Raw genomic sequence first — 11,979 nt, forward strand, 5'->3', positions numbered from 1 at the left:
CGTAGAGGATTCAAGATGGCTACTGGAAAGATTGTCCAGGTAATCGGCGCCGTGGTGGACGTCGAGTTCCCTCAGGACGCCGTACCACGCGTGTACGACGCGCTTGAGGTACAGAATGGTAACGAGAGCCTGGTGCTGGAAGTTCAGCAGCAGCTCGGCGGCGGTATCGTGCGTACCATCGCGATGGGTTCTTCCGACGGTCTGCGTCGTGGTCTGGAAGTGAAAGACCTTGAGCACCCGATCGAAGTGCCTGTAGGTAAAGCAACACTGGGTCGTATCATGAACGTATTGGGTCAGCCAATCGACATGAAAGGCGACATCGGTGAAGAAGAGCGTTGGGCTATCCACCGCGCGGCACCTTCCTACGAAGAGCTGTCAAGCTCTCAGGAACTGCTGGAAACCGGCATCAAAGTTATCGACCTGATGTGTCCGTTTGCGAAGGGCGGTAAAGTGGGTCTGTTCGGTGGTGCGGGTGTAGGTAAAACCGTAAACATGATGGAGCTGATCCGTAACATCGCGATCGAGCACTCCGGTTACTCTGTATTTGCGGGCGTAGGTGAACGTACTCGTGAGGGTAACGACTTCTACCACGAAATGACCGACTCCAACGTTCTGGACAAAGTATCCCTGGTTTACGGCCAGATGAACGAGCCACCAGGAAACCGTCTGCGCGTTGCGCTGACTGGTCTGACGATGGCTGAGAAGTTCCGTGACGAAGGCCGTGACGTTCTGCTGTTCGTTGATAACATCTATCGTTACACCCTGGCCGGTACTGAAGTATCTGCACTGCTGGGTCGTATGCCTTCAGCGGTAGGTTATCAGCCTACGCTGGCGGAAGAGATGGGTGTTCTTCAGGAACGTATCACCTCTACCAAAACCGGTTCTATCACCTCCGTTCAGGCGGTATACGTACCTGCGGATGACTTGACTGACCCATCACCAGCCACCACCTTTGCGCACTTAGATGCAACCGTGGTACTGAGCCGTCAGATCGCGTCTCTGGGTATCTACCCGGCCGTTGACCCGCTGGACTCCACCAGCCGTCAGCTGGATCCACTGGTTGTGGGTCAGGAACACTACGACACCGCGCGTGGCGTACAGTCCCTGCTGCAGCGTTACCAGGAACTGAAAGACATCATCGCCATCCTGGGTATGGATGAGCTGTCTGAAGAAGACAAACTGGTGGTAGCACGTGCGCGTAAGATCCAGCGCTTCCTGTCCCAGCCGTTCTTCGTTGCGGAAGTATTCACCGGTTCTCCGGGTAAATACGTTTCCCTGAAAGACACCATCCGTGGCTTTAAAGGCATCATGGAAGGCGAATACGATCACCTGCCAGAGCAGGCGTTCTACATGGTTGGTTCCATCGAAGAAGCAGTGGAAAAAGCCAAAAAACTTTAACGCCTTAATCGGAGGGTGATATGGCAATGACTTACCACCTGGATGTCGTCAGCGCAGAGCAACAAATGTTCTCTGGTCTGGTCGAGAAAATCCAGGTAACGGGTAGTGAAGGTGAACTGGGTATTTTCCCGGGTCACGCACCGCTGCTCACCGCCATTAAGCCTGGTATGATCCGCATCGTTAAACAGTTCGGTCATGAAGAGTTTATCTATCTGTCCGGCGGCATTCTTGAAGTGCAGCCAGGCAGTGTGACCGTTCTGGCCGATACCGCTATTCGTGGCCAGGATCTCGACGAAGCACGAGCCCTGGAATCGAAGCGTAAGGCTGAAGAGCACATTAGCAGCTCTCATGGTGACGTGGATTACGCTCAGGCGTCTGCGGAGCTGGCCAAAGCGATCGCGAAACTGCGCGTTATCGAGTTGACCAAAAAAGCGATGTAACACCGGCTTGAAAAGCTCAAAAGCCAGTCTGTATACCAGGCTGGCTTTTTTTTTGTGCCTTAATTCATGATGAAAAAGATGTAGAATTTTAAGTATCAAACGTCTTTACTTCTCACTTAAATTACCGTCAGGATGCGTATGTCAAACAGTGCGATGAGCGTGGTGATCCTTGCCGCTGGCAAAGGTACCCGCATGTATTCCGATCTGCCTAAAGTGCTTCACCGTCTGGCAGGAAAGCCAATGGTGCAGCATGTCATTGATGCAGCGAATGAACTGGGGGCCCGTCAGGTCCATCTGGTTTATGGACACGGTGGCGATCTGCTTAAAAAGGCGCTGAACGATGACGCGCTCAACTGGGTGCTCCAGGCTGAACAGCTGGGTACTGGCCATGCAATGCAGCAGGCCGCCCCTTTTTTTGCCGATGACGAAGACATCCTGATGCTCTACGGAGACGTCCCGCTGATCTCCGTCGAGACGCTGACTCGCCTGCGTGCAGCCAAACCGCAGGGCGGCATCGGTTTATTAACCGTCGTACTGGACGACCCAACGGGCTATGGCCGTATCACGCGTGAGAACGACCACGTAACGGGTATCGTTGAACACAAAGACGCCAGCGATGAACAGCGTCAGATTCAGGAGATCAACACCGGTATCCTGATTGCCAATGGCGCAGATATGAAGCGCTGGCTGTCGAAGCTCAATAACAACAACGCGCAGGGTGAGTACTACATCACCGATATCATTGCGATGGCGTACCACGAAGGGCGAGAAATTGCCGCCGTTCATCCAGCGCGCATCAGTGAAACGGACGGCGTGAATAACCGTCTGCAGCTTTCTCGTCTTGAGCGCATTTATCAGTCTGAGCAGGCCGAAAAGCTGCTGCTGGCCGGCGTAATGCTGCGCGATCCAGCGCGTTTCGATCTGCGGGGGACCTTGTCGCACGGGCGAGATGTTGAGATTGATACTAACGTTATCCTTGAAGGCAACGTTCAGCTTGGCAACCGCGTCAAAATTGGCGCCGGCTGTGTGATCAAAAACAGCGTCATCGGTGACGACTGCGAAATTAGCCCGTACAGCGTGGTTGAAGATGCTCATCTGGACGCGGCGTGTACTATCGGTCCGTTTGCGCGTCTGCGTCCAGGTGCTGAGCTGCTGGAAGGCGCTCACGTAGGCAACTTCGTGGAAATGAAAAAAGCGCGTCTGGGGAAAGGCTCGAAAGCCGGTCATCTGACCTATCTGGGTGACGCAGAAATTGGCGACAACGTGAATATTGGTGCAGGAACCATTACCTGTAACTATGACGGTGCCAACAAGTTCAAAACCATTATCGGCGACGACGTGTTCGTGGGTTCTGACACGCAGCTGGTGGCGCCTGTCACCGTAGGTAACGGCGTGACCATTGCCGCCGGGACGACCGTGACGCGTGACGTGGCGGATAACGAGTTAGTGTTAAGCCGCGTGCCGCAGGTGCACAAGCAGGGCTGGAAACGCCCGGTGAAGAAGAAGTAACAACAAGGCGGGTGGCGCTACGCTTACCCGCCCTACCATTGAGTAGGCCTGATAAGGCGTAGCCGTCATCAGGCAAACCCGGGTGAGGAGATAAATATATATCTCCCCCCACAAGCAGCACCCATAACTATAACCCCACTCTCTACAAGGCTCGGGGTGCCCGGAAAGGGCAAATACAGGTCAGCGACAACGCAGGCATCATGCCTAAATTCGGAATCTAAAATATGTGTGGAATTGTTGGCGCAGTTGCGCAGCGTGATATTGCTGAAATCCTTCTCGAAGGTTTACGTCGTCTGGAATACCGTGGTTACGACTCTGCCGGTCTGGCTGTCGTAGATGCAGAAGGTCATATGACCCGTCTGCGCCGCCTGGGTAAAGTGCATATGCTGGCCCAGGCTGCGGAAGAACATCCGCTGCACGGCGGGACGGGTATTGCGCACACCCGCTGGGCGACGCACGGTGAACCATCCGAAGGTAACGCTCACCCGCATGTGTCTGAACACATCGTGGTCGTCCATAACGGCATTATCGAAAACCACGAACCCCTGCGCGAAGAACTGAAAGCGCGCGGTTATACCTTTGTCTCTGAAACTGACACCGAAGTGATTGCTCACCTGGTGCACTGGGAGCTGGCACAGGGCGGCACGCTCCGTGAAGCGGTACTGCGCGCTATTCCTCAGCTGCGCGGTGCGTACGGTACGGTAATCATGGATTCCCGCGACCCGTCCACGCTGCTGGCCGCGCGTTCCGGTAGCCCAATGGTTATCGGTCTGGGGATGGGGGAAAACTTCATCGCCTCCGATCAGCTGGCACTTCTGCCGGTGACCCGCCGCTTTATCTTCCTGGAAGAGGGAGATATCGCGGAAGTGACTCGCCGCAGCGTGACCGTCTTCGATACCAAAGGCGAGCAGGTTAAGCGTCAGGAGATCGAATCGAATCTGCAGTACGATGCGGGCGATAAAGGTGCGTACCGTCATTACATGCAGAAAGAGATTTACGAGCAGCCAAACGCGATCAAAAACACCCTAACCGGGCGCATTAGCCACGGCGAGGTGGATCTGAGCGAACTGGGTGCCAATGCCAATGAACTGCTCGGCAAGGTTGAGCATATTCAGATCGTCGCCTGTGGCACCTCCTACAACTCCGGTATGGTCTCTCGCTACTGGTTTGAATCCCTGGCGGGTGTGCCGTGCGACGTGGAAATCGCGTCTGAATTCCGCTATCGCAAATCCGCTGTGCGTCGCAACAGCCTGATGATCACCTTGTCTCAGTCCGGTGAAACGGCAGATACCCTGGCAGCGCTGCGTCTTTCTAAAGAGCTGGGTTACCTGGGCTCTCTGGCCATCTGTAACGTTCCAGGTTCTTCACTGGTGCGCGAGTCCGATCTGGCGCTGATGACCAAAGCGGGCACCGAAATTGGCGTCGCTTCTACTAAAGCGTTTACCACTCAGTTGACGGTTCTGCTGATGCTGGTGGCGAAGCTGGCGCGTCTGAAAGGCGAAGATGCTTCCGTTGAGCACGACATCGTTCACGGGCTGCAGGCGCTGCCGAGCCGTATTGAGCAGATGCTGTCTCAGGACAAACGCATTGAAGCGCTGGCGGAGGATTTCTCTGACAAACATCACGCCCTGTTCCTGGGCCGTGGCGATCAGTATCCGATCGCGCTGGAAGGCGCGCTGAAGCTGAAAGAGATCTCCTACATTCACGCTGAAGCTTATGCGGCAGGCGAGCTGAAACACGGCCCTCTGGCGCTGATTGATGCGGATATGCCGGTCATCGTTGTGGCACCAAACAACGAACTGCTGGAAAAACTGAAATCCAACATCGAAGAAGTGCGCGCCCGCGGCGGTGTCCTGTACGTCTTCGCTGATAAAGATGCCGGTTTTGCCAGCAGCGACAATATGCATATCATCGAAATGCCGCATGTCGAAGAGGTGATTGCACCGATCTTCTACACTGTTCCGCTGCAGCTGTTGGCTTATCACGTGGCGCTGATCAAAGGCACTGACGTTGACCAGCCGCGTAACCTGGCGAAATCGGTCACGGTTGAATAATTTTATATATTGAAGTGAAATAGCCCCATAAATCTATGATTGTGGGGCTATTTTTTGATCGGTAAATATAAATTTACTCTGAAAATATAATTCTGGAATAATAGAGATATATAAATCCTGGTAGAATTAATCCTGTTTTTTTAAATATAATATTATATTAAGACCTCATTTCATCCTGAACTATTCCATATTCAGCAGGCGAGAATAATAGAATAATATTTCTTCTTGTTATTTTTTATTTTAAAGAGTTTAATGCTCTTCGCTTGTATGCCCTGAAGTATTTATCAGGGAAATAGTATTTTGCAATGTATAATTCAGGATGGTGTTGTAATGAAAGGAAATACGTTAAAGAGCATTGTTGTGCTTTCCTCTTTATTTTTCGGTGCGCAGACACATGCGGCCAATGGCAATGGTACTGTCCATTTCACGGGCGAAATTATCGATAGTACCTGTGAGGTGTCTACCGGTACTAAAGACCAGACCGTTGATTTAGGCAAAGTGAATAAATCAACGTTTACCGGCGTGGGGTCAATGGCGTCGGTTCAGGCATTCCAGATCGATCTGCTGAACTGCCCGGATACCTACAAAAAAGCCAGCGCCCGTTTTGACGGCACCGAAGACGGTGACGGGTACCTGAAGCTGTCTTCTGGCGGGGCGAGTGGCGTTGCGATTGCAATTTATAACCGCGCCGATAACAGTCTGCTTAAGCTTTACAATCAGTCTACGCCTGCCACTATTTCCTCCGGCAAGGCGTCGTTACCATTTATGGCTCGCTATATCGCCACGTCTGCAACCGTAACGGCGGGCATTGCCAATGCGGATTCGGAATTTACGATTACATACAGTAATTAATTCCTTCAATCTCTTTCTGTAAAAAATAATCAGGCCTGGTGAGGTTGGGTTTGTTGCGCCCTTTTATCGGGAATTATCCAGGCCTGTTACAGGATATAATATGCGCAGGCGTTTTATAATTTTATTTGTTGCTCTTCTTTTCTCATTCGCTACCGGGACGTCAAGTGCCGGGATTGTTATTGGTGGCACCCGCGTTATCTTCCCTGGAAATAAAGCAGATACCACCCTCTCTGTCTTAAATAAAGATACGGCACTGCCTTACCTTCTTCAGGCATGGGTTGAGCCTTTTAACAATGCGGATAAGCACCAGCCGCCCTTTACGGTTATTCCTCCCGTCTCCCGGCTGGAGCCCGGCCAGGAGCGTGTCCTGCGTATCATTAAAACTCAGGGCGAATTACCGTCTGACAGGGAGTCCGTGTTTTGGCTGAATATTAAAAATATTCCCCCGTCGACAACCGAAGAAAGCAGCAAGCTGGAAATTGCCATCAAAACGCGCATTAAACTCTTCTGGCGTCCGGCGGGTGTTAAGGAAACGCCTGAAACAGCCGCTCTGAAAGTGAAATGGCAACGGCAGGGCAGCATGCTGGTGGTCACCAACCCGACGGCCATTCACGTCAATGTGATCGACGTGGTTATTGATGGCAAGCCGCTCGACCTGGCGATGATAATGCCGTTTGAGACACGTCGGCTGGCGCTGCCTGCTGGCGTGAGCAAAATGCTCACCTGGCACAGTATTAATGATTACGGCGCGATTAGCGACGCTATTCAGCAACCTCTTTAACCGCGGCGGGGTTGCTTGTATTGAAACGTTTTCACTCTTTGATTTTATCCCTGCTGTGGCTGGGAGGAAGCTATCCGCTTCTCGTCAGTGCCACACGACCACTCTTTAACGTGCGTCTGCTGGAGCTTGATCGGCCCATTGAGGTCGATATCAGCCAGTTCAATCGCCCGGATAACCTGCCTGAAGGAGAATATCAGGTTGATATCTATGTGAACGATCGATTCATTGCGCGCAGGGCGGTGCGTTTTTTCCGCCACGATCCGGAGAGTGCGTTGGCGCCTTGTTTTGTGGATGTAAAAAACACGCTGGCGATGTTTGGCCTGAAAGTGAACGCGATTAAAGCGCTGGATACGGTGAATGCTGAAGGTTGTGAACCGGTGCCGGTGCTGCCTGGCGCGAAATGGACGCTGGACAGCGAAAAGCTTGCGCTGAAGGCGTCGATCCCTCAGGTCTATCTGGACGCCACGGCGCGTGACGCCATTTCGCCCTCGCGCTGGGATCAGGGTATTGACGCTTTGATGCTGAACTACGATTTCTCCACGACCCAGACGCTGAAGTCAGACTATGACAGTGACGATCTCTACTACCTGAATTTACGCAGCGGGCTGAACATTGGCGGATGGCGTCTGCGTAACTATAGCGCCTTAAATGCGGTCAACAGCCGCGGTAACGTTCGTTCGCTGAGCACGTACTTACAGCATGATATTGCCAGCCTGCGCAGCCAGGCCATGGCGGGTGATACGTGGACCGCGAGCGATCTCTTCGACAGTTCACAGGTGCGCGGCGTGCGTCTGTACACCGACAGCGACATGCTCCCCGATAGCCAGAACGGTTTTGCGCCGGTGGTGCGCGGCGTGGCGAAAACCAACGCCGTGGTCACCATCCGCCAGAATGGCTACATGATTTATCAGTCGGCCGTGCCGCAGGGGCCGTTTGCGTTGACCGATCTCAACACCACCTCAAGCGGCGGAGATCTGGACGTCACCATCAAAGAGGAAGACGGCAGCGAGCAGCATTTTGTTCAGCCTTACGCATCTCTGGCAATTTTGCGTCGGGAGGGGCAAACGGATGTGGACATCAGCATTGGTGAGCGTCGTGATAACGATCGGTTTATGCCAGAGGTGATGCAGGCACAGGTATTGCACGGAATGGCGTGGGGAATGACGCTGTATGGTGGCACGCAGCTGGCAGACGATTACCGCGCGTTTGCCGCCGGCATTGGTAAAGATCTCGGCAATATCGGCGCTATTTCGATGGATATCACCCATGCCCAATCGCACTTTACGGACGATGACGAGCAGGGGCAATCCTGGCGTTTTCTGTACTCAAAAACGTTCGACGTCAGCAATACCAGCCTGCGTATTGTAGGTTATCGCTATTCAACGGAAGGGTTTTACACCCTGGGCGAATGGGCATCGCGCACGGGCGATAGCGAGAACTTCTGGCATACGGGCAACCGCCGCAGCCGGGTAGAAGGCACCTGGACTCAACCGTTTTCCGAGGGGTACGGTAATGTCTATCTTACGCTGAGCCGGGAGCAATTCTGGCGTACGGACGATGTGCAGCGCCTGATACAGATAGGCTACAGCAACAGCTGGAAGCAGGTCGTGTGGAACCTGTCGTGGAACTATACCGATACGGTGTCTGACAGCATGGGAGAGTGGCAACAAGAAGATGAAAGCGAGCATCTCGTTATGCTGTCGCTGTCTCTGCCGCTTTCGGCCTGGTTACCCAACAGCTACGTCAACTACAACTACGCCCACAGTAACCATGGCACACCTTCCCACCAGATTGGGTTGAACGGCAATCTGCTCGACGATAACAATCTGAGCTGGAACATACAGCAGTCTGTGTATGAAAACCGCGGCACCTCGGCGGGAAATGCGGGACTGGTCTGGGATGCGTCCTACGGCTCGCTAAAGACGAATTATGCCTGGAGCGACGAAAGCCAGAGCCTGAACTACGGCGTCAGCGGCGGCGTGTTGATCCACGACGAAGGCATCACCTTCTCGCAGGAGATGGGCGAAACGGTGGCGCTGATCAAAGCGCCTGGTGCGGCAGGGTTATCGGTAGATAACGCCAGCGGCGTTGCCACCGACTGGCGCGGCTACACCGTGAAGACGCAGCTTTCACCCTACGATGAAAACCGTATTGCGCTTCAGAATAAGGATTTTGTTTCAGGCAACGTTGAGCTGGAACGCAGCGTGCAAAACCTGGTGCCTACGCGTGGCGCGGTGGTGAAAGCCGAGTTTGTTACGCACATCGGCTATCGGGTGCTGTTTAGCGTTTCACTTGCGAACGGCAAGCCTGCACCGTTTGGTGCGGTGGGTACCGCTGCGCTTGATGTGGGAAGCGCAACGGGAATTGTCGGTGACAAAGGTGAACTCTATCTCGCCGGGATGCCCGAATCGGGGCAATTTTCACTGACGCTCAGCAGCGGCAAGGTCTGTCTGGCTGACTATCACATCCATCAGAAACCTGATTCCGGGCTGGTGCAACTGCCTGTCATTTGTCGATAAAGGATAAGAATGAAACCCCAATTCTGGCTTTTTACTCTCTTTTTTGCCGCTTTTTTTTTACAGGCGGCGCCTACCGGCTACTGCGTACCAGACAACGGCAAATACCATAACTATTTCACTGTCGCGGAACAATTAACGACGCTTGATAACCTGGTTGGCATGCAGCATATGATCGATATGAATAACTCTACGACTTCGTTTAAGGGAACGTGCTACTGCCAGACGGGGAAAAATGAAAGTTACGATCATGCTTACATCACCAGCGTGGTTAATCCAGCCCTGCAGCCCACCACTAGCAGAAACAATATCTCCTATTATTATCTCAATAAGTATCTTGATATCGGTTTGCAAATCTACATTCTTGGCGTTGGCTACACCACCGTTCCCTTCGATCACCTGCCAAATGACATTGGGGGAACGTACCGGTGTCATAATGGCGTCAGTTCGCAAACCACGTTTTACAGCGGCGGGTCGGGCTTTATTTATCTGTATGTCAAAAAACAATTTACCGGCACGATCACCATACCGTCGATGGTCATGGCAAATATCTATGCCACTATCGATCCCCGTACCGTCTCGAACGAAATCATCTCGGATGTGATTGTGCAGGGATCGGTCACGGTACCGCAAACCTGCGAGATAGATGAAGGCCAGGCGATAATGATTGATTTCAAGTCTATTCTGGCATCGGAATTCTCAGCTAACCGGGGCCAGGCGGTGTCTTCACGCAAGATTACCCGGCAGGTCAATATCAAATGTTCAAATATGATGTTTACCGACACGCTGGGGGCATCCTTCCACGCCTCTGCCGCGACAGCCGACAGTACGATGGTGGCTACCGATAATCCGGACGTGGGGATTAAGATTTACGATAAACATAACAGGGAAATTAATGTAAACGGCGGTGAACTTGAGGCGGAAACGACCAAAATGCCCGTGACTCTGGAAGGCGAGACGCTGGGGACGCTCACGTTTTCAAGCGCTCCGGCTAGCGCAACCGGGTCCAGACCCGCGCCCGGTCCGTTCAACGGCACGGCTACCCTGACGATTGAAATCGGACACTAATCCATTAACGGCTGTTTATGACAGCCGTTGTCATATTTCACGGACAAAACGGCGATCTTTAAAATAAAAATGACAAAAAAATGAATGCCTGATGAATTAAGTGCTATATTTTTCATGTGGTTACACCTTCCTTTGTGTTTGTCATAAAACTGTCATATTTCGTACATTTATCTGTCACCTGTTTGTCCTATTTTGCTCATCGTAGCCACTTAAACAATGATTTACGAAATCCTTGCAGGAGACATTATGAAAGTTATGCGTACCACTGTCGCAACTGTTGTCGCCGCGACCTTATCTCTGAGCGCGTTCTCTGTATTTGCAGAAGCAAGCCTGACTGGCGCTGGTGCAACCTTCCCTGCGCCGGTGTATGCCAAATGGGCGGATACCTACCAGAAAGAAACCGGTAATAAGGTTAACTATCAGGGTATCGGCTCCTCCGGTGGCGTAAAACAAATTACCGCTAACACCGTTGATTTCGGTGCATCAGACGCGCCGTTGTCTGACGATAAACTGAATCAGGAAGGCCTGTTCCAGTTCCCGACCGTGATCGGTGGTGTGGTTCTGGCTATCAACCTGCCGGGCGTGAAGTCTGGTGAGCTGGTGCTGGATGGCAAAACCCTGGGTGACATCTACCTGGGTAAAATCAAAAAATGGGATGACGAAGCGATCGCTAAGCTCAACCCAGGCCTGAAGCTGCCTGCTCAGAACATCGCCGTGGTTCGCCGCGCGGATGGTTCTGGTACCTCCTTCGTCTTCACCAGCTACCTGGCAAAAGTGAACGAAGAGTGGAAATCGAAAGTCGGTTCCGGCTCTACCGTTAACTGGCCAACTGGTCTGGGCGGTAAAGGTAACGACGGTATCGCTGCGTTCGTACAGCGTCTGCCTGGCTCAATTGGCTACGTAGAATACGCGTACGCGAAGCAGAACAACCTGTCCTACACCAAACTGGTGTCTGCTGATGGCAAACCTGTAAGCCCGACCGAAGAGAACTTTGCTAACGCTGCAAAAGGCGCTGACTGGAGCAAATCCTTCGCGCAGGATCTGACGAACCAGAAAGGCGAAGGTGCGTGGCCAATCACCTCCACCACCTTCATTCTGGTTCACAAAGAGCAGAAGAAACCTGAGCAGGGCGCTGAAGTGCTGAAGTTCTTCGACTGGGCATACAAAAACGGCGCTAAACAGGCTAACGACCTGGACTACGCCAGCCTGCCAGACAGCGTGGTTGAGCAGATTCGTGCTGCATGGAAAACCAACGTGAAAGACAGCAGCGGTAAAGCATTGTATTAATTTAGTATTCTGACGAAAATGGCGGGTGGCGCTTGCGCTTACCCGCCGATTTCGTAAACGCGTTTAACAGAAGA

Annotated in this window: 9 protein-coding genes; all 9 read left to right on the forward strand. The window is 52.7% G+C overall.

All coding sequences use genetic code 11. From position 1 onward, the window contains the following. Positions 1–15: 15 nt before the first annotated feature. The 9 genes from atpD to pstS all read left to right on the forward strand — a co-directional run bounded on the left by atpD (position 16) and on the right by pstS (position 11,905). A complete protein-coding gene (atpD, locus tag L383_RS05485; RefSeq protein WP_003862362.1) occupies positions 16–1,398 on the forward strand; it encodes a F0F1 ATP synthase subunit beta in 1,383 nt (460 codons plus the stop codon). 20 nt (positions 1,399–1,418) lie between these two features. Then, the gene (locus tag L383_RS05480) at positions 1,419–1,838 is read left to right on the forward strand and encodes a F0F1 ATP synthase subunit epsilon (protein ID WP_006177560.1); all 420 of its coding nucleotides are present in this window, start codon (positions 1,419–1,421) and stop codon (positions 1,836–1,838) included. 138 nt (positions 1,839–1,976) lie between these two features. After that, positions 1,977–3,347 carry a bifunctional UDP-N-acetylglucosamine diphosphorylase/glucosamine-1-phosphate N-acetyltransferase GlmU gene (gene glmU, locus L383_RS05475; RefSeq protein ID WP_023331656.1) on the forward strand — a complete coding sequence of 457 codons (1,371 nt, stop codon included), beginning with the start codon at positions 1,977–1,979 and terminating at the stop codon, positions 3,345–3,347. Between the two features lie 224 nt (positions 3,348–3,571). After that, positions 3,572–5,401 (forward strand): glutamine--fructose-6-phosphate transaminase (isomerizing), encoded by a 1,830-nt coding sequence (gene glmS / locus L383_RS05470; RefSeq protein ID WP_023331657.1) that lies wholly within the window; start codon positions 3,572–3,574, stop codon positions 5,399–5,401. A 330-nt stretch (positions 5,402–5,731) separates the two neighbouring features. Further along, a complete protein-coding gene (locus L383_RS05465; protein WP_023331658.1) occupies positions 5,732–6,253 on the forward strand; it encodes a fimbrial protein in 522 nt (173 codons plus the stop codon). Positions 6,254–6,353: 100 nt separating this feature from the next. After that, a complete protein-coding gene (locus L383_RS05460) occupies positions 6,354–7,034 on the forward strand; it encodes a fimbria/pilus periplasmic chaperone (protein ID WP_023331659.1) in 681 nt (226 codons plus the stop codon). Between the two features lie 41 nt (positions 7,035–7,075). Further along, entirely contained in the window at positions 7,076–9,553 is a 2,478-nt protein-coding gene (locus tag L383_RS05455) for a fimbria/pilus outer membrane usher protein (protein ID WP_047345002.1), read from the forward strand. A 9-nt stretch (positions 9,554–9,562) separates the two neighbouring features. Then, positions 9,563–10,618 carry a fimbrial protein gene (locus L383_RS05450; RefSeq protein WP_023331661.1) on the forward strand — a complete coding sequence of 352 codons (1,056 nt, stop codon included), beginning with the start codon at positions 9,563–9,565 and terminating at the stop codon, positions 10,616–10,618. Between the two features lie 246 nt (positions 10,619–10,864). Continuing rightward, the gene (pstS, locus tag L383_RS05445; RefSeq protein WP_014881891.1) at positions 10,865–11,905 is read left to right on the forward strand and encodes a phosphate ABC transporter substrate-binding protein PstS; all 1,041 of its coding nucleotides are present in this window, start codon (positions 10,865–10,867) and stop codon (positions 11,903–11,905) included. Positions 11,906–11,979 lie beyond the last annotated feature (74 nt).

It is taken from the genome of Enterobacter sp. MGH 37, from assembly GCF_000534515.1.
Lineage (GTDB): Bacteria > Pseudomonadota > Gammaproteobacteria > Enterobacterales > Enterobacteriaceae > Enterobacter > Enterobacter kobei.

Bases quoted from the DNA above. Each gene is read 5' to 3' on its own strand.
- L383_RS05460 (WP_023331659.1), top strand. From the start codon at position 6,354: ATGCGCAGGCGTTTTATAATTTTATTTGTTGCTCTTCTTTTCTCATTC.
- pstS (WP_014881891.1), top strand. From the start codon at position 10,865: ATGAAAGTTATGCGTACCACTGTCGCAACTGTTGTCGCCGCGACCTTA.
- glmS (WP_023331657.1), top strand. From the start codon at position 3,572: ATGTGTGGAATTGTTGGCGCAGTTGCGCAGCGTGATATTGCTGAAATC.
- L383_RS05465 (WP_023331658.1), top strand. From the start codon at position 5,732: ATGAAAGGAAATACGTTAAAGAGCATTGTTGTGCTTTCCTCTTTATTT.
- L383_RS05480 (WP_006177560.1), top strand. From the start codon at position 1,419: ATGGCAATGACTTACCACCTGGATGTCGTCAGCGCAGAGCAACAAATG.
- atpD (WP_003862362.1), top strand. From the start codon at position 16: ATGGCTACTGGAAAGATTGTCCAGGTAATCGGCGCCGTGGTGGACGTC.
- L383_RS05450 (WP_023331661.1), top strand. From the start codon at position 9,563: ATGAAACCCCAATTCTGGCTTTTTACTCTCTTTTTTGCCGCTTTTTTT.
- glmU (WP_023331656.1), top strand. From the start codon at position 1,977: ATGTCAAACAGTGCGATGAGCGTGGTGATCCTTGCCGCTGGCAAAGGT.